The organism is Chloracidobacterium sp. N, assembly GCF_018304765.1.
In the GTDB taxonomy this organism is placed as follows: Bacteria; Acidobacteriota; Blastocatellia; order Chloracidobacteriales; family Chloracidobacteriaceae; genus Chloracidobacterium; species Chloracidobacterium aggregatum.
On sequence record NZ_CP072643.1, the window covers coordinates 613,087 to 630,611 of the forward strand.

Annotated in this window: 14 protein-coding genes; 8 read left to right on the forward strand and 6 right to left on the reverse strand. The window is 62.8% G+C overall.

Features of this window, described 5'->3' with window-relative positions; all coding sequences use genetic code 11:
- Nucleotides 1–94: 94 nt before the first annotated feature.
- Nucleotides 95–1,654 carry a radical SAM protein gene (locus J8C05_RS13665; RefSeq protein ID WP_211423312.1) on the forward strand — a complete coding sequence of 520 codons (1,560 nt, stop codon included), beginning with the start codon at nt 95–97 and terminating at the stop codon, nt 1,652–1,654.
- On the forward strand, nt 1,651–2,475 hold the full coding sequence (locus J8C05_RS13670) for a class I SAM-dependent methyltransferase (RefSeq protein ID WP_211423313.1): 825 nt from the start codon (nt 1,651–1,653) through the stop codon (nt 2,473–2,475). The genes J8C05_RS13665 and J8C05_RS13670 overlap by 4 nt, the downstream gene beginning before the upstream one ends.
- Here the strand turns inward: J8C05_RS13670 and J8C05_RS13675 are convergent.
- The gene (locus J8C05_RS13675) at nt 2,462–3,172 is read right to left on the reverse strand and encodes a class I SAM-dependent methyltransferase (protein WP_211423314.1); all 711 of its coding nucleotides are present in this window, start codon (nt 3,170–3,172) and stop codon (nt 2,462–2,464) included. The genes J8C05_RS13670 and J8C05_RS13675 overlap by 14 nt on opposite strands.
- A gap of 258 nt (nt 3,173–3,430) precedes the next feature.
- Nucleotides 3,431–3,748 (reverse strand): ATP-dependent Clp protease adapter ClpS, encoded by a 318-nt coding sequence (clpS, locus tag J8C05_RS13680; protein ID WP_014101365.1) that lies wholly within the window; start codon nt 3,746–3,748, stop codon nt 3,431–3,433.
- A gap of 617 nt (nt 3,749–4,365) precedes the next feature.
- On the opposite strand from clpS, the gene J8C05_RS13685 reads away from it, so the two are divergent.
- Both J8C05_RS13685 and J8C05_RS13690 read left to right on the forward strand, forming a co-directional pair.
- A complete protein-coding gene (locus J8C05_RS13685) occupies nt 4,366–5,913 on the forward strand; it encodes an ABC1 kinase family protein (protein WP_211423315.1) in 1,548 nt (515 codons plus the stop codon).
- A 278-nt stretch (nt 5,914–6,191) separates the two neighbouring features.
- Nucleotides 6,192–9,353 (forward strand): IPT/TIG domain-containing protein, encoded by a 3,162-nt coding sequence (locus J8C05_RS13690; RefSeq protein ID WP_343316666.1) that lies wholly within the window; start codon nt 6,192–6,194, stop codon nt 9,351–9,353.
- A gap of 77 nt (nt 9,354–9,430) precedes the next feature.
- Here the strand turns inward: J8C05_RS13690 and J8C05_RS13695 are convergent, their stop codons facing one another.
- Together J8C05_RS13695 and J8C05_RS13700 are read right to left on the reverse strand one after the other, a co-directional pair.
- The gene (locus J8C05_RS13695) at nt 9,431–10,840 is read right to left on the reverse strand and encodes a serine/threonine-protein kinase (protein ID WP_211423317.1); all 1,410 of its coding nucleotides are present in this window, start codon (nt 10,838–10,840) and stop codon (nt 9,431–9,433) included.
- Between the two features lie 180 nt (nt 10,841–11,020).
- Nucleotides 11,021–11,521 carry a histone gene (locus J8C05_RS13700; protein ID WP_211423318.1) on the reverse strand — a complete coding sequence of 167 codons (501 nt, stop codon included), beginning with the start codon at nt 11,519–11,521 and terminating at the stop codon, nt 11,021–11,023.
- Nucleotides 11,522–11,810: 289 nt separating this feature from the next.
- Here J8C05_RS13700 and J8C05_RS13705 point away from each other — a divergent pair, with 289 nt between their 5' ends.
- The 3 genes from J8C05_RS13705 to J8C05_RS13715 all read left to right on the forward strand — a co-directional run bounded on the left by J8C05_RS13705 (nt 11,811) and on the right by J8C05_RS13715 (nt 14,365).
- Complete coding sequence (locus J8C05_RS13705) at nt 11,811–12,347, forward strand: hypothetical protein (RefSeq protein ID WP_211423319.1); 537 nt, start codon at nt 11,811–11,813, stop codon at nt 12,345–12,347.
- A 63-nt stretch (nt 12,348–12,410) separates the two neighbouring features.
- Nucleotides 12,411–13,361 carry a VWA domain-containing protein gene (locus J8C05_RS13710; protein WP_211423320.1) on the forward strand — a complete coding sequence of 317 codons (951 nt, stop codon included), beginning with the start codon at nt 12,411–12,413 and terminating at the stop codon, nt 13,359–13,361.
- 23 nt (nt 13,362–13,384) lie between these two features.
- Nucleotides 13,385–14,365 (forward strand): glycosyltransferase family 9 protein, encoded by a 981-nt coding sequence (locus J8C05_RS13715; protein ID WP_211423321.1) that lies wholly within the window; start codon nt 13,385–13,387, stop codon nt 14,363–14,365.
- A gap of 62 nt (nt 14,366–14,427) precedes the next feature.
- Here the strand turns inward: J8C05_RS13715 and mdh are convergent, their stop codons facing one another.
- Nucleotides 14,428–15,351: a malate dehydrogenase gene (mdh, locus tag J8C05_RS13720; RefSeq protein ID WP_211423322.1), complete on the reverse strand. Its 924-nt coding sequence runs from the start codon at nt 15,349–15,351 to the stop codon at nt 14,428–14,430.
- A 241-nt stretch (nt 15,352–15,592) separates the two neighbouring features.
- Here mdh and J8C05_RS13725 point away from each other — a divergent pair, with 241 nt between their 5' ends.
- Nucleotides 15,593–16,558 carry an enoyl-CoA hydratase/isomerase family protein gene (locus J8C05_RS13725; RefSeq protein ID WP_211423323.1) on the forward strand — a complete coding sequence of 322 codons (966 nt, stop codon included), beginning with the start codon at nt 15,593–15,595 and terminating at the stop codon, nt 16,556–16,558.
- A 132-nt stretch (nt 16,559–16,690) separates the two neighbouring features.
- On the opposite strand, the gene ribA is transcribed toward J8C05_RS13725, so the two are convergent.
- Nucleotides 16,691–17,329 (reverse strand): GTP cyclohydrolase II, encoded by a 639-nt coding sequence (gene ribA / locus J8C05_RS13730; protein WP_211423324.1) that lies wholly within the window; start codon nt 17,327–17,329, stop codon nt 16,691–16,693.
- Nucleotides 17,330–17,525: the final 196 nt, after the last annotated feature.

The following is a 17,525-nucleotide window of genomic DNA, read 5'->3' on the forward strand; positions in this document are numbered from 1 at the left end:
TACGCTGCGATGGAATAAGTTTCGGCCGGGTTGGGTTTGTCTGACTGCCCGGTGAAGGATTCACCAATGCCTCTGACCGGAGAGAATCACCGCCATGAGCGACACCACGACCGTTCCTGAATGTTCACCTGCCACGGACGCTGTCCCGTCTGCCGCAGAGCCGCCGCGCAAGCGGGATGCCAACTATGTGTTTTTGGAACTCACCCGCAGCATCTGCCCCGAATGCACCAAGGTGGTGGATGCCCACATCATCGTCCGCGACAACAAGGTGTTCATGCGCAAACGCTGCGACTGTGAACGTGCCAGAGGGAAACTCTACGAATCGCTGATTTACAGTGACGCGCAGGCGTATATCACCAACGTGCGCTACAACAAGCCCGGCACCATCCCGCTGCACTTCAACAGTGAAGTCGTGGCGGGCTGTCCGCACGACTGCGGGCTGTGCCCTGACCACCAGCAGCACACCTGTCTGGGCATCATCGAAGTCAACAGCGTCTGCAACATGGATTGTCCGCTGTGCTTTGCCGAGGCCGGGCCGGGCTTCAGCCTCACGCTCGAAGAAGTCCGGTCCATTCTGGATGATTTCGTCCGGGCGGAAGGCCGCGCCGAGGTGGTGCAGTTTTCCGGCGGTGAGCCGACAGTGCATCCGCAGATTCTGGACTTTCTGCGCGAGGCCCAGAAGCGCCCCATCAACCTCATCATGCTCAACACGAACGGCAAGCGCATCGCCCGCGACGACGCCTTCCTTGACGAACTGGCGGAGATTCAACCGGCGCTGTACTTCCAGTTCGACGGTTTTGACCGTGAGACCTACCGCATCATTCGGGGTGAGCCGGATATTCTCGAAGAAAAAATCCGCGCCCTCGACCGCCTGGCAGACAAGGGACTGACGGCCGTTCTCGTGCCGGCCATCGAGCGCGGCGTCAACGACCACGAAGTCGGGCGCATCGTCCAATTCGCCATGGAGCACCCGGCGGTGCGCGGCGTCAACTTCCAGCCGGCCTTCCACGCCGGCCGCCACATGGAACACGATCCGCTCCAGCGGATGACGATTCCCGACATCCTGTCCCTCATCGAAACGCAAACCGACGGGCTGTTCCGCAAAAGTGACTTCGTGCCTGTGCCCTGCTGCTTCCCGACCTGCAACTCAGTAACCTACGCCTTTGTCGAAAACGGCACGGTCACGCCGCTGCCGCGCGTCGTCAACGTGTATGACTATCTGGATTACATCACCAACAAGGTCATGCCGGACTACAGCGCCGAGATCAAAATTGCCCTCGAAGGCTTGTGGTCATCTTCGACGGCCCCCGGCACGGCCAAATCGGCCCGCGACCTTCAGATGTCATGTCAGGCCTGTGGCTTCGAGTCGCTGAGCATCGGCGAAATTGCCGACAAGATGAAGATGATCATGCTCCAGGACTTCATGGACCCCTACACCTTCAACCAGAAAAATCTCATGAAGTGCTGCAAGGAGTTCCTGCTGCCGGGCGGCAAACAGGTGCCCTTCTGCGCCTACAACACCATCGGCTATCGCCAGCAGGCGCGGGAACAGCTCGAAGCCCTGGAGTGGGAGCGCAAGCTGGCGCGCAAGGAAGGCAAACCCTTTCAGGTCCGCCCCATCACCTTTTCCTTTTCCGAGGAGCCAAAAGCATGAGCACCGTCGCTGAAACCGTTGCCGGAGAGTCCACCGCCCCGGAGGCGGTCAAGTCCTGTTGTGCGCAGTTTTATGAAAGCGATGTGGTGCGCTTTCTGTTTGGCGAGTCCTTTCATCCGGGTGGGCTGGCGCTGACCGAACGGCTGGGGCAGGTGCTTGGACTTCAGGCCGGCGCCCGGGTGCTCGATGTCGCTGCCGGACGCGGCACAAGCGCCCTGCATCTGGCGGAAACCTTTGGCTGTGAGGTGGTTGGGGTGGACTTCGGTGCCGAAAACGTGCGCCTGGCCAACGAAGCCGCCGCCGCGCGCGGACTGGCCGACCGGGTCCGGTTTGTCGTCGGCGACGCCGAACGGCTCGACGTGGACGCCGACCATTTCGACGCCATCGTGTGTGAGTGCGCCTACTGCACCTTCCCGGACAAGCCCCAGGCGGCGCGGGAGTTTTTCCGCGTGCTGAAACCGGGCGGGCAGGTTGGCCTCAGCGATCTGACGCGGCGCGGGCCGCTGGCCCCGGAGCTGGAAACCCTGCTCGCCTGGGTGGCCTGCATTGCCGATGCGCAGCCGGTGGAAACCTACACGGCACTGCTTGGCGCGGCCGGGTTTGCGCCGGGACTCGTGGAAAACCACGACGCGGCGCTGGCCGACATGGTGGCTGGTGTCCGGGCGAAAATTCTGGGCGCGGAACTCATGGTGGCCCTGAAAAAGCTCACACTGCCGGATGTGGATTTCCCCAGGGCCAAGCAGGTCACACAAAGCGCCGCGGCGGCCATCGAGCGGGGGGAACTCGGCTACGCCATCATCACGGCGGTCAAGCCGTCCTGAGCTGGGCTTCCTGAGCCGGCGACCGGGCCTGCCAGGCGGTAATGTAACCGAAGGCCGTCGGAATCTCGGCGCAGACTTCGACGGCCGTCAACCCGGCGGCCTGCAGAAGCCCCGGCAGCGCGCCCTGCACGTGCGCTTCCGTGGCATCGAAGCCGTCAAAGAGACGCACTGGGAGGAAAGCCAGCCGCTCCAGCCAGGTACGTGGCGCGTCGTAATCGGCCAGCAGCAGCCTTCCCTCCGGGCGCAGGACGCGCCGGATTTCCCCCAGTGCCTGTTCTTTCTGCGGCGTCGTCAGATGGTGAAAGACCAGCGAAGTCACGACAGCATCGAAGCAGCCGTCGGGAAAGGGCAGCCGGGTGGCCGAGGCTGCCAGCAGCGACCAGTTGACCCTCTGCTGCCGCCCTTTCTGTTCGGCCAGCGCCAGGGCGCCCAGGTCGGCATCCACGCCGAACAACCGGGCTTCAGGTTGCCGCTCGTGCAGGCGGAGGAGCAGGGTTCCCGTGCCGCAGCCCACGTCCAGAACGGACTGCCCCGGCGCCAGGGGAAGCAGGCCGGACAGGTGCCGCTTGAGAAAATCATCCCGCACGGCCACCCTGGCCACGACATCGAACCAAGGTGTCAGAGCCGTAAAGGCCAGCGCCGGACGAAACTCCGGTGTGGGCAATGTGGCGCGTCGTTCAGGGAAGTCGGTTGGCACGGGCGTAGAGACCTCCAGACAAAAAATGCGGTGGGGGAAACCACCGCGCAAGCAGAGAGGAGGAATGTACACTACGCCACGAGCAACCGTAGCCACGTCTGCCGGGCAAGTGCCAGGCAGGCCAGCCGGCTACCGTTACTCTCAAGGTGGGTTGAACTGTGACGTATTGGAAAAGTTCCAGAAAAATTCCGGTCTTTTTTACCTGCACCGGTGATGCGGCGGAAAGCACCCGGCAGGCTTTACAAGCTGTGCCTGCCGCTATTCGGCCGGCTCGATGGTACACAGCAGCGGAAACTCATTGGCACGGGCAAGCTGAATGGTCTGCATCATCTTGGTTTCGGCAATCTCGTACGGATAGATGCCGGCCACGCCGATGCCCCGCCGGTGCACGTTGAGCATGATGCGCGTGGCTTCGCTTTCCGAGTGATGGAAAATGTGCTGGAGGACGTACACGACAAAGGGCATCGTCGTGTAGTCGTCGTTGTGGAGCAGGACGCGAAACATCGGCGGTTCCTTGGTTGTCGTATGCTCTTTGACGAGCACGCCCTCATCGCGGTCTGGTGTCAGCTTCGGCATGGCTACTCTCCCCCCTACTGGATGTCACCGGTGGTCTTCGCAGGTGTGGCCGCGATGCCCTTCCCTGACCGCAGGACTGCCTGCCGGCAGCCACAGGCGGAGGTGCAGCCTGGCGCTGGCGACTGCCACGCCCGTACGGCCTGCCACGCACGGTGGAGCAAGAAACCGGCTGCCCCGGCGACAACCATCAGGCTGATCCAATCCTGCATCATCAGTCTTCCTTTCCTGTTTTCTTCCCTTGGCTGGTATTCCCGCACACCGTACATCACGTGCGGACATTCCGCACTTCATTCATCATAAGGCGTTGCCTGCCGGGTCCACCCGGGCGGGTGTTGCCCGTTCGTAATTTCTACCCACGTGACCATCCCAAGTAAACAGTCCCTGGCTTTCCGTCTGCGTATTGGCGCACGGTACGCAGACCAACCGACAGAAGCCTGGTTGGTGACTATTGTCCTGTGTTAAGCGCGTGTCGTGTCTCCACATTGCAGCCCCCGATGGACATGCCGCGCGAAAGTGATGCACGGGCTGGTTATGTCTGCTAACGTACCCACCCGACGTCACGTTCACCACAGCGAAACAGTCGTGTACGGACACGGTTTCGCCCGTTCACGGTAGTCATGTCCGCGCAGACGCTCGATGCTCCGGTTCTTTCGCGCGCGTTATCACTTGGTGACAACCTGCGCCATCTGCGACGCTTTGCCGTCGTCTCCATCGCTCTTCTGCCGTTTCTGGTCAGCTTTCTGCGCGACCGGCGACGGTGGATCAAGTGGGGCGCTCCGCGCACACTGACAGAGGAGCAGCATGCCCGTCGCGCCAGAAAGCTGGTGGATACCTTTGCCCGGCTGGGAACGTCCTACATCAAGCTGTCGCAAATTCTGGCGGTACGGGAGGACCTGATTCCCAAAACTTACGCGCGGGAATTCGCCCGGCTGCTTGACCAGACCCCGGCGGCCGGCATGGACTACGTCAGCGCCGTCATCCGTCGCCGCACGGGCAAAAGCCCGGAGGACATCTTCACCGACTTCAACCCCAACGCCATTGCCTCGGCATCAGTCGGGCAAGTTCACCGGGCGCGGTACAAGGGCGTTGATGTCGTCGTCAAAATCCGGCGGCCCCACGTGGTGGAAACCATCACCCTCGACAACGCCATCCTGAGCAGGCTGCTGGAGTGGCTGCGCCCGTTTTTGGGCGAGCACTACCTGTACCGTGGTTTCGAGGTTCTGTTTACGGAGTATAAGCGGATTGTCGTCGGCGAACTGGACTTCCGCCTCGAAGCGCAAAATGCTGAGCGTCTGCGCGCCCAACAGCCCCGGCATCCCCGGCTGGTCATCCCGGAAATTGCGCACGAACTGACCTATGAAGACCTGCTCGTGATGGAATTCTGTGAAGGGGTGCGCATTGACGCGGTGGAGACCATCCGCAGTTACGGCCTCGATTTGGGCGATTTGGTCGAAGCCCTGCTCGAAATCGTTTTCTCACAGCTTCTCGTCCACGGCTTTTTCCATGCCGATCCCCATCCGGGGAACATTCTCATCAACCGCCGGGGCGACATCATCCTGCTCGACTACGGCATGGTGGACGAACTCGATCCGGTGACACGCGACCGGTTTTTAGGACTGATCTTGGCGGCCAATGCCAACCAGTATGATGAAGTGGTGTCCAAGCTCTATGAACTGGAGATGGTGGCCCCGGACACCCCGGCCGAGCAACTGACCTACGTGACCGAGACCATCATGAACCTGCGGCATCTGGCGCGTACCAACCAGCGCCAGGTCCAGATGGCCGTCGAGCAGCTTTTCGAGAAAACCCGCATCCTGCATCACCTGCGCATGCCCCGGCAGATGGTGTATCTGTTTCGGATGGCCACCCTCATCGAAGGCGTGGCCATCCGCTTCGACAATCACTTCGACAGCATTCGGGACGCCGTTCCGATTGCCAAGCGGGTTGGGTTCAAACTTATTGCCCGCATTGTGCCGGCCGCCACGGCCCTGCGCTATGCGGCGGAAGTCTTTGCCGAGCGGTTTGATGCCTACCTGAGCCGGGTGATGCAGCGCAAAAAGGTCTCCTATGCCAAGGATTTCGTACGGCGTATGTGGCAGGGCACGCCGGACAAAACCGTGGTGTCGGCGCCCACGCCACCACCCAGCCTGACCCTTCCTTCCTGAACCGCCACTTTGTTCACTTGCCAACCGGCGGGTACCCCCGGCATCCCAAAAATCCGAAGCGGGTGGTCCTCCAGAGCCGATTCACAGCCCGGCAGAAATCTGTCCAGCAATCTCCGGGATAGTCAGACCATCCCGGCTCAGCTACGCTGTACAGGCTTTTGGTAAGCCTTTATTGATTGGGTTGGGGTGCCTGTCACCAGGCGGGGTTACATTCCCAGTCGCAGCAACGACAGTGCCACAGGCGGCGACCCCCTCATCAGAGAATGGACATTCAGCTTATGTGCAGGCGTTTCTTCAAACCGGGACTGGTTCTGCTGCTGTGTGGCATCACTTTTTTGACGTGCGTCATCTGGCCTGGGCAGGGATACGCCGCCCGTGTTGCGTCTGGGACATGGACTCCAGCCCTCTCGTCCTCCCCTGCCCATACCTTCGCCCCATCAACGGAGATCACCATTACCGGCTTTACACCCACCAGCGGCCCGGTAGGAACGGTGGTTTCCATCAGTGGCACGGGTTTCCAGCCGGATGAAGGCGTGAGTACGGTAAACGTCGGCAATGCCGTGGATAACCCCGAGCCCGTTGTTGACCTGCAGGTATGCTTCAATGACGTTCCGGCTGCGTTTGAAGTGGTGAGTGACACGCAAATTCTGGCTACGGTTCCCAGTGGTGCCACCACCGGGCCGATCAAGGTGCAACGGGATGATGAGGAATTTGCCGTAAGCAGTGTCCCCTTTGTCGTCACGACAGCTTCCGCGCCAACACCACCCATCATCAGCAACTTCACACCTCCGGCGGGCCCCGTCGGCACGGTGGTCAGTATCTTCGGCACAAACTTTGCCGATGTCCTGACTGTGCGCTTCAACGGCGTCGCGGCTACATTTTCTGTCTCCAACACGACACAAATCACGGCCACCGTGCCGGCCGGAGCCACTACGGGCCCGATTACCGTCACGACCACGGGTGGCACCGCCACGGCAACGCCCAACTTCATCGTCACCACGGGGCCGACGCCACCCATCATCAGCAACTTCACGCCTCCGTCCGGCCCCGTTGGCACGGTGGTCAACATCTTTGGCGCCAACTTTGCCAACGTCACGAACGTGCGCTTCAACGGCGTCAATGCCACGTTCACGGTCGCCAGCCCGACACAGATCACGGCGACCGTGCCGGCGGGCACCACCACCGGCCCGATTACCGTCACGACCACCGGCGGCACGGCCACGGCAACGCCCAACTTCATCGTCACCACGGGGCCGACGCCACCCATCATCAGCAACTTCACGCCTCCGTCCGGCCCCGTTGGCACGGTGGTCAACATCTTTGGCGCCAACTTTGCCAACGTCACGAACGTGCGCTTCAACGGCGTCAATGCCACGTTCACGGTCGCCAGCCCGACACAGATCACGGCGACCGTGCCGGCGGGCGCCACCACCGGCCCTATCAGCATCACCGGTCCCGGCGGCACCACCACCAGCAGCACGCCGTTCGTCGTCCTTGAAACGCCTACTCTCACCGGCTTTGCACCCACCTCCGGGCCCGTGGGTACAATCGTGACCATCTCCGGTAGCGGTTTCGTTCAGGTGTCCGAGGTCCGCTTTGGCGGCGTTGCGGCAACCTTCACCGTCAACAGTCCCACGCAGATCACCGCCACCGTCCCGCCCGGCGCGGCCACTGGCCCCATCTCCATCGCGGCCGCCGGCGTCATTGCCACCAGCCGCGAACCCTTCGTCGTCCTTGAGGCGCCCACCCTCACCAGCTTTTCACCCGCGTCCGGTCCCGTCGGCACGTCCGTCACCATCACCGGCACGAACTTCCTCAACGTCAGCAGCGTCACCTTTGGCGACCTGCCGGCGCCCTTCACCGTCACCAGCCCCACCCAACTCACCGCCACCGTCCCTGTCGGCGCCGTGACCGCCCCCATCCGCGTCATCACCCCGGCCGGCAGCGCCACCAGCGCCACCAGCTTCACCGTCGTCCCACGTGTGCCACCCCAGACCATCGGCGTCTGGCGTCCCACCCAGGGCTTTCTCCTGCGCCAGTCCAACACCGCCGGTCCGCCCGACATTGCCGTTCCCTTGGGTCAGCCCGGCGACCAGCCCGTGGTCGGCGACTGGGACGGCGACGGCAAAACCACCGTCGCGTTGTTCCGCGCCGGGCAGTTTCTTCTGCGCAACGAGAACGCCGTCGGTGCGCCCGTCACCACCGTGGCCTTTGGGCAGGCGGGCGATATACCCGTGGCAGGCGACTGGACGGGCAAGGGCTTTGACAGTGTTGGGGTCTTCCGGCGCGGCGTCTTCCTGCTGCGCAACACCAACACCTCTGGTGCGCCCGACATCATCATCAACTACGGACTGCCGACCGACCTGCCCGTGGTCGGCGACTGGGACGGCGACGGGCGGACGACCATTGGCGCGTTTCGTCCGTCCACGGGCTTTTTCTTCCTGCGCAACGACAACAGCTCCGGCAACGCCGACCTGAGTTTCTTCTACGGTCTGGCGAACGACCTGCCGGTGGCCGGCGACTGGGACGGCGACGGGGTGACGACGGTGGGCATTTTCCGGGCGGGGACGTTTTTCCTGCGCAACACCAACACGGCGGGCTTTGCCGATGTGGCGGTAGGTTTTGGGCAGGCGGGGGATGTGCCGCTGGCCGGGCGCTGGAAGACGCCGCCCGTCATCCCGCCGGGCGATTTTCAGACCGGGAACTCGACCGTGGTCTGGCGCAACCAGACGACGGGCGAAAGCGCCATCTGGGTGATGCAGGGGACGAGCTTTGTGCGCAGCGAGGCGTTGCCGTTTGTAGAGGACTGCTGGGTTGTGGGCGGAGTGGCGGATTTCACCGGCGACGGGGCGACCGACCTGCTGTGGCGCAATCAGGACATCACCGGCTTTGACGCGGTGTGGAGCTTTGCCGGGCTGCGTCCGGTGGCGGCGCTTCCCGTCACGCCCGAACAGACCGACCGCAACTGGTTCATCAGTTGCACGGGGGACTTCAACCGGGACGGGCAGCCGGACATCGTACGGCGCAATCTGGCGACGGATGCCGTGGAGGTGTGGCTGATGAATGGGCGGACGCGGAGTGCCGTCATTCCGCTGGTCATCCCCGGTCTGACGGCGGACGAACGGATTGTGGGGAGCGGGGATTTTGAGGGCAACGGGCAGTTGGGGGTGCTGCTGCACCGGCAGGGGGCCGGGACGGCGCGGGTGGTGACGTTCATCGGGGCGACGGCGGTGGGGAGTCGTCCGCTGCCGGCGCTGGGGCCGGAGTGGCGGCTGGCGGCGGTGGGCGACTACAACCGCGACGGGCAGCCGGACGTGGTGTGGCGCAACGAGCGTACGGGCCAGAACGTCATCTGGCTGCTGCGGAATCTGTCGCTGGTGCAGAGTGTGCCGCTGCCGGCGGTGCCTGACCAGCGGTGGCAGATTGTCGGTCCGCGCTAGGGACCACGCCAGAAACCATACCAGAAACGGGCAGGACGGCTGCCGGTGACGCCCGCGGCGGTCCTGTCCTGTGGCTGTCACGCGCTGCGTTCGCGCAAAAAGGCTTCGTAACGACGGCGGTCGTCGCGGGGCATTTCCTTGATGTAGATGTACACCACCCAGTTGCGGCCGTCCGGGGCACGCTGGTAGCGCACGGCAAAACCGTGCATCCGCACGGTCCCATCCGGCAGGTCAACCTCGATGGCCAGCCGGTTTTTGAAGGCTACCGTGTGATCGCGAATGATGTTGAGCTGGCCGGTCTCAACCGTGCCGGTCAAAATCCGCATTCCCTGCGGTGAGGCTTCCTGTACCCGTCCTGGAATGGTGCGGGAGCGATTGCCTTCGTCGTCAGCATCAATGATCGTCAGCCGCAACGGCAGGTCATAGGAAGCCGTCAGCGGCGGCGAAATGCCCGGCGCAGCACTTGATGAAACCGAGGCCGCCGATGCTGGTGCTTCGGCCACAGTGCCGCCCCGTGGGGAAGGCGGTATGAAACTTTCGTTTCCCTCCTGACTTTGCAACCAGCGCTGGCAGACATCCCCGACTTCCTGCATCGTCTGGGGACGCTCCGCCGGTTGCTTGGCCAGCATGCGCATCGTGAGCTGGACGAGCGCTTCGGGAAGCGACGGATTGATGAGTGAAAGAGGCTTGGGCGGCGTGTCCGTCTGCATCGCCAAAACCTGGCCCGGTGACTTGGCGTAAAATGGCGGACGACCAGCCAGCATCTCGTACAGGATGACACCTAGGCTGTAGATGTCCGTTCGCCAGTCCAGTGCCTCGCCGTGGCATGCCTCCGGTGAGGTGTAGTAGGGCAGACGCGCAATTTCCGAACCCGTGTCATCCGTCACCGAGCCGGCCAGCCCTTCTTTCAGGCAGGCCAACCCCACATCGGCCACCTTCACCCGCAGCGCCTGGGTTTCGGCATCGGCAAACAGCAGGATGTTCTCCGGCTTGAGGTCGAGATGCGGAATGCCGACCGCATGGGCCGCAGCCATCCCCTGCGCAACCCCGGCAATAACCGTTGCCGCGCGACGGGGCGACAGTGGGCGGTGATCAGCCAGTTCCTCGCGTAGATCATGACCGACGACATACTCCGTCACCAGCGCCACATGCCCCTGCCCCATCTCGATGACCGCCTGATAAGCCACCAGGTTGGGCACCTGCAACGTCGTCAGTCGGGTGAGATTCGCCGTGAACTGCTGACAACTCTCCGCATTGGAAAACAGGTGGGCTGGCAGGGCCTTGATGAGAACGTGGTGGTTGGCAACGGCATCCGTAGCCAGATAGGCATCCCCCATCCGTCCGGTGGCCAGCAAACGCAAAAACCGGAAGCGGTCGCCGGGCAGCAGTGTCGGGCCGGGCAATCCGGTGAGCAACTGCGCGCCGTCGCGGACGCAAAACCGGGCGCGGTCCTCATAGCAGGTGTGACAGACGGGGCATAGCTTCATGGCAACTCAAACGGCAGGCACGGGCGCAAGGCTTCGACTTGTACCATGCAACAGAGACAGGGACAGTCGTGCCGCGCCGGGCCAGGCAGGGAAATCCAGCCCCGGCATCATACCGATTCGTTCGGCCACACTTCCAGCCGGCAACTTCCTGGAAGGACCACTTCCAGTCAAAATGGCCGATTACTTGGCCTTTTTGGTTGCCTTTTTGGGCGTTTCAGCCTTGGCTTCGGCTTCCTTCTTTTTGGATTTCTTTGGCGCCGCCGCCGCTGGCTTGGGCGCTGCCGTCTTGGGCGCCTCCGCCTTCGCCGGAGCCTTCGTCTTCCCGGTGGCCGCCTTCTTCGGCGCTGGAGCGTCAGCCGTCACGGTCGAAGCCGGTTTGGCTTCCGCCACCGGCGCCGCCTTGGCTTTCGTCTTCTTTGTCGCTTCCGGCTTCGGAGCCGATGCGGCCTCTGAAGTCTTGGCCGGGGTTTTCGTCTTTTTCGGCGTGGCTTTGGCTGGCGCTTTTTCCACCTCGGCGGCCTTGGCCGTCTCCTTGGGCGGAGTGGCTTTTTTGGCCGTGGCCTTTTTGGCCGTCGGTGCTACGGCAGCTTCAACCGTGGCTTCTTTTTTCCTGGTCGTGCTCTTTTTGGCCGGCGCTTCGGGTGCCGGGCTGCTGGCTGCGGCTTTGCGTTTGGTTGCCATGGAGAATCTCCTGATGTTGGGATGCTGAAGAAAGCCAACCACAACCGGCTGTGGAGCGACTTTGATTGTGCTCAAGCCGTATATCTCCACAACATCTTGTGTGTGACTCTGTATAGGTAAGGATTCTCAGGTTTGTCAATCTTTTTTCCACCCGATGTCACCCGACTGGGAGAGCAGTCGTGAAATATCCGCCGCTGGCAACCGGATGCCGGGCAACTTGCGCCGGTGCCAAAACCCCGTAGTATTTCAGCGGGCAGAAACGGAGAGGCGCAGCGTGTTGTTCAAAGGAATGCCGACATACTGGGTGGGGATTGGGCTTCTGTTCCCAACCCTTCTGGAAACAACCGGACAGACGTGGGGGCGCATGGCGGTGACGACACCACTTGCTCCAAAGGCACAAACGCCCAGCGAACATTTGGAGGACATGAAAACGCGGCAGCAGATTGACCGCGAGGAACGTTCCCTGCGCGATCTGCGGGAAGCCGGCCGCGCCCTCGAAACGCTGACCCGCCGCCTGGCCAAACGCTTCGATGCCGTGCCCAAAGGGACGCGCCCGCAACTGTCCAAGCAGGACATCGAAGACCTCAAGCAGGTCGAGAAACTGGCCAAGCGCGTGCGCGACCTTCAGGGCGCCCGGGGGGAGGGCGAAGACGCCACGCCCCTGCCAGGTGATTTCAGCGAACAGATCGCGCTGCTGGCGCAACTGGGCACGGAAGTTCGGCAGCAATCCGAACAGGTTTCACGCCATACGGTCTCCGTCGGCATCCTCGCGCGAACGACGCGCCTCCTGCGTCTGTCGCGCGTGCTGCGCGCAACCGATCTCTGAAGCCGGCCCGTTCGTCCCCGTACGTTCCAGCCCGTCCAAAGTCCAATGCAGTGAGGTGTGCAGGTGTCAAACGACCGTGGTCTCCGCTTCCCGGAACGTCGCCGCTGGCTGCAAACCTGGCTGGCTGCCTGCGGGGTTAGACTCGGTTGTGCCCTGGGCAGCCGCCCGCTTCTGGCGCAACGGCCCACATCCCCTGAAGAAGAAGACACCCTGCGCCTGACAACGGAGCTGGTTCTCGTCAACGTCACCGTCATGGACGACCAGGGGAAGTATGTGCGCGGACTGCGTGTGGAGGATTTCAGCCTTCTCCGGGATGGCGCTCCGCAGCGCATCGAGCATTTCAGCGCCGATGACGCTCCCTTCTGTGCCGCCGTGATGCTTGACACCAGCGACAGCATGCGCACGAAGCTGCGGAGAGCCTGCGCGGCAGCCGCGCATTTCCAGTCACTGGTTCGTACGGACGACGCCGTGGCCATTTATGCCTTTGGCAGCGACATCGAACGGCTCCAGGAATTTTCTTCGTCGCAGACCATCACCCCACGGGTGTGGCGCCTGCGCGCGCGTGGGAAAACCCGCCTTTACGACGGGCTGCGCGCCGTCATTGAGGCACTCGATGCCCGTCCCGAGCAGCGGCGGGCCATTCTGCTCATTTCCGACGGAGCCGACACCGCCAGCGAAACCCGCGCACCGGCCGTCGTGCGCACGGCGGCTCAGGCGGACGTGCTGGTGTATGCCGTTGACCTCCAGAATGCCAACTTTCCGGGGCGGACTCCCGAACAGGCGCGACACGCGGAATGGCTGGCGGAACTGGCGGCGGCCACCGGAGGGCGCTACATCAGGTCTCCCGGCGGCGCGCACCTGGAAACCCGCTTTCAGGAAGTCGTCGAGGAACTCCGCGCCCAATATACGCTGGGCTTTTATCCGCCGCAGGGCTACGACGGGCAGCCACACACGATTCGCGTCATCGTGCGCCGCCCGCGCGTCACCTGGCGCGCGCGGACAAGTTACACCTGACCACGTTCCCCACCGTCACTCCCGTGCAGCACCTGCTTTTTACGCACACCGGCACGAATGTTGAGTTTCTCCTGGCACTACCGGCAATGCAGGCCGCCCGGCGACACTTCGACGGGACGCAGATTTGGCTGGCGGCGCCGGACCGGGCCTGTGAACTGGCGCATCTGGCGGATTGTGCCGACACGACCCTGGCGCTGGGTCCAGCGCTTTCCACTATCGCTCAACCGTCGGTCTTCAAGGGACTGCGCGCCATCGCAGCCCTGCGCGAGCAGACTTTTGACGCAGTAGTGAGCCTCACCGGGACGTTTCTGGAAAACGCCAGCGCCATGCTGTTGCGCGCCCGGCGGCGGCTCGTGCTTCAGGCCGGTAACGCGCGCCCCCGTCGCCACTTCACCGATGCGGCGGCGGAGCTTGTTGCCCGGCTTGGCGTTCCCAAAACGGCACCAGTTCCGCATCTGCGGCTCCCGCCAGCCGTGCGCGCCACCGAACAGCAAAAACTCGCCCGGCTCGGCTGGCGCGACGACCGGCTCACCATTGCCCTGCACCCGACCGTCGGCTTTGCTCCCCAGGTCTGGCCCAGCGAACAGTTCCTGCCTCTGGCCGTCCGTCTCGCCGCCGAGTATGACGCGCAACTGCTGGTCATCGAGACCGAAGAGGAAACCGGGCTGACCGAGCGGCAACGCGCCGCCTGGAAACAGCACCGGCTTGCGCCCCTCTTTCTGTGCCGTCCCAGCCTGGCGTTACTCGCTGTCGCTTTGGCGCAAGCCTCAGTGATTGTGGGGAGCAATCGGCTGCCGGTTCACCTGGCCGCCGCCGTTCAAACGCCCGGCGTGGTCATCATGGATGGCACGTCAGATTCCGGCTGGCTGGCTCCCCGCCACCGGCACAGCCGGTTGCTCTATGCCCAACCATCGCGTCCGGCCACGGTGGATGACGTGTTTGGACTCGTGTGCCAAGTGATGGCGGCCAGTCGGACCGCCGCGTTGTTCACTTCGGACGACTGACCGCTTCACCATCGCGGGGACAGTTCAAAACCGGTGGACGTTGCTTTTTGCCGCGGCTGGCCTTACTTCAGCAGATTGACGAGTTCCTGCACGGCCGCGGCTGACTTTTTGAGCGCCGCCGCTTCGTCTTCCGTCAGCTTGATCTCAATGATCTGCTCGACGCCACCACTGCCGAGCTTGACCGGAACACCGATAAAGAGGCCCTCGATGCCATACTCGCCCTGAAGCAGCGCCGCGCAGGGCAGGATTTTTTTCTTGTCCTTGATGATAGCCTCGACCATTTCGACCGTTGCCGAAGCGGGCGCATACCAGGCTGACGTTCCCAGCAGCTTGACGATTTCCGCCCCGCCATGGCGTGTCCGCTCGACTATCGCCGCAATGGTGTCTTCCGGGAGCAGTTCAGGAATGGGAATCCCGGCGCAGGTCGAGTAACGCGGCAGCGGCACCATGGTGTCGCCGTGGCCGCCCAGCACAAAGGCCGTAATGTTTTCCACCGAAACCTGAAGCGCGTCGGCGAGAAAGTAGCGCATCCGGGCTGAATCCAGCACGCCAGCCATGCCCACGACGCGCTCCCGTGGAAACCCTGACACCCGATGCGCCACCGTGCACATGGCGTCCAGCGGGTTGGCGACGACGACCAGAATGGCGTTGGGTGAACGGGGCGCGACCTGTTCCGTCACACTGGCCACAATCTTCTGGTTGATCTCCACCAGGTCGTCGCGGCTCATACCGGGCTTGCGTGGCGCGCCGGAAGTGATGACGACCACATCGGAATCCTTGGTTTCATCGTAGCCATTGGTTCCGGTCACAAGTGCATCGTAGCCTTCAACCGGCGCCATTTCGTTCAAATCCAACCCTTTCCCCTGGGGCAGCCCCTCGACGATGTCCACCAGAACAACATCCCCCAACTCCTTGAGTACAAGCAGTTCGGCAACCGTCGCGCCAACGTTGCCAGCCCCGACAACAGTGATCTTTTTGCGTCCCATGATGACCTTCCTCAGACCGGGAAAATGAATGTGGCGAGCCACAGCCCACCGCACGCCGAGCCTAGCGCAACTCCCGGCGGGTTTTCACGCGCTTTGTGCGTTGGCACACACTCACTCCAAAACACCGGAACCGGAAGCTGCGGCTGGACGAACCTTCCGCCCATCCGTCATGCTCGGTTGCCGGTTGTGGTTCACCCCAGGGCGTGGCCACGCCATCTTCCCTGTCTGTTCACGATGTCTGATGCTTGCTGAAGAATCCGTACAACTGGAAAAGCACGCCGGGCTGGCCGTTGTGACGCTCAACCGGCCACAGGTCATCAACGTCCTGACGACGGACATGCTGCGGCGGCTCGATGCGTTCCTTGATGAAGTTGCTGCTGACGAACACCTCCACATCCTGGTACTCCGTGGGGCCGGCGCGCGCGGTTTCTGCGCCGGCGCTGATGTGAAATGGCTGCGGCAGTGCGTTCTGGAGGGTCAGCCGGAACGCGGAGATGAGTTCTTTGCTGTTGAATACGCCCTTGACCTGCGGTTGCACCGGTTTCCAAAACCCATCGTGGCGCTGATGGAAGGCGTCACGATGGGCGGCGGGCTGGGGCTAGCCATCGGGGCGCGCTACCGGATCGCCACGCCAACCACCCGCCTGGCCATGCCGGAAGTCCACATCGGCTTTTTCCCGGATGTCGGAGCGAGCTGGTTTCTCAACCAACTCCCCGGCGCGTGGGGGCGGTATCTTGCCCTGACCGGCGAGAGCATTGACGGTGCAACGGCGCAGGCGGTTGGTCTGGCAACCCACTACCTGGACGGGCTGCCAACGGCTGAACTGGTGGAACGCCTGCCTGCCAATCCTGACTTATCCTGGCTGGATGCGCCCGGCCAGCCGGACCGGACGACGGTCGTCCATGACGACTGGGTGGCCACGCACTTCAGTCAACCTTCACTCGATGCCGTCCGGGCCTCGCTCGAAGCCGCCTCCGATGAACGTTCACAGAAAGCGGCCCAGGCACTGCGGGCGGCTTCACCCCATAGCCTGGCGCTCACTTGGCATCTGCTCTGCACGGCGCCGCCGACTTCGCTTGAGGAAGCCTTCCACCGGGAAGCCGACCTGGCCCGGCAGGCCATCCGGCACCCGGATTACGCCGAGGGCGTCCGGGCGCGGCTCGTGGACAAAGACTTCCGCCCCCGGTGGCAAGTCGGGAACACCTGAACAAAAGAAGACCTCGCCTTTGGGACGAAGCCCAAGGGGCGAGGGGCAGTTGTTGGGCGGGAACATGGAAAAGGTGAAACGGTACAGGGCCGCCGGGGGTCGGCCCATTCCCGTCCACACCAGCCGGCATCGTCAGACGACGCTCAGCAAGTGTCCCATTTTTTCCTTTTTCGTGCGGAGGTAGTTGACCGAAGGCGCCCGTGGCGTCAGTTCAATGGGCACGCGCTCGACGACCTCCAGCCCGGCATTCTGAAGCGCTGCCAGTTTGAGCGGGTTGTTTGACATCAGACGGATTTTCTTCAGCCCAAGCTCCTGCAAAATCTCGACGCACTGGGTGTAATCGCGGGCATCCACGTCAAAGCCCAACCGGACGTTGGCCTCAATGGTATCCGCGCCCTGATCCTGCAGGGCATAGGCCCGAATCTTGTTCAAAATCCCGATGCCACGCCCTTCCTGGTGCTGATAGACAATGACACCGAGACCTGCCGCTGCAATTTTTTCCATGGCGCGCTGCAACTGTGGGCCGCAGTCACACTTGATGGAATGAAAGACATCGCCCGTCAGGCATTGGGAGTGAATGCGGACCAGCGTTGGTACGTGTGGGGATGGCACCCCCTTGAGCAACACCACAAACTCCTCATCACTCGTCAGACTGCGGTAACCGATAATGCGAAACAGACCGAACTCCGTGGGAAGATTCGCTTCAGCCACCCGCTCAATCGTCCAGGCGGGATGACTTTCCTTCGCTCCTTCCCCTGATATGGCTTCCATGTGAATGACTGTCTCCACTTTCTATTTGTTGTCCCACCCCGGCAAAGCCCTGGTGGGCTGGCTCCGGCTTCGTGGGGCAAAAAGCCGGATGCGTTTTGCTTCATCGTAGAAAGAGCACCCAGCAACGGCAAGCGTGCTTTCCGCACTTGGGCAGCCTTTCTCCAACAAGGCTTACCCTGGCTGGAAAGCGCCGGGC

Excerpts from the sequence above, each read along its gene's own strand:
- J8C05_RS13670 (WP_211423313.1), top strand. The coding sequence starts at position 1,651 with ATGAGCACCGTCGCTGAAACCGTTGCCGGAGAGTCCACCGCCCCGGAG.
- clpS (WP_014101365.1), bottom strand. The coding sequence starts at position 3,748 with ATGCCGAAGCTGACACCAGACCGCGATGAGGGCGTGCTCGTCAAAGAG.
- J8C05_RS13695 (WP_211423317.1), bottom strand. The coding sequence starts at position 10,840 with ATGAAGCTATGCCCCGTCTGTCACACCTGCTATGAGGACCGCGCCCGG.
- J8C05_RS13700 (WP_211423318.1), bottom strand. The coding sequence starts at position 11,521 with ATGGCAACCAAACGCAAAGCCGCAGCCAGCAGCCCGGCACCCGAAGCG.
- ribA (WP_211423324.1), bottom strand. The coding sequence starts at position 17,329 with ATGGAAGCCATATCAGGGGAAGGAGCGAAGGAAAGTCATCCCGCCTGG.
- J8C05_RS13705 (WP_211423319.1), top strand. The coding sequence starts at position 11,811 with ATGCCGACATACTGGGTGGGGATTGGGCTTCTGTTCCCAACCCTTCTG.
- J8C05_RS13725 (WP_211423323.1), top strand. The coding sequence starts at position 15,593 with ATGCTTGCTGAAGAATCCGTACAACTGGAAAAGCACGCCGGGCTGGCC.
- J8C05_RS13665 (WP_211423312.1), top strand. The coding sequence starts at position 95 with ATGAGCGACACCACGACCGTTCCTGAATGTTCACCTGCCACGGACGCT.
- J8C05_RS13685 (WP_211423315.1), top strand. The coding sequence starts at position 4,366 with ATGTCCGCGCAGACGCTCGATGCTCCGGTTCTTTCGCGCGCGTTATCA.
- mdh (WP_211423322.1), bottom strand. The coding sequence starts at position 15,351 with ATGGGACGCAAAAAGATCACTGTTGTCGGGGCTGGCAACGTTGGCGCG.
- J8C05_RS13690 (WP_343316666.1), top strand. The coding sequence starts at position 6,192 with ATGTGCAGGCGTTTCTTCAAACCGGGACTGGTTCTGCTGCTGTGTGGC.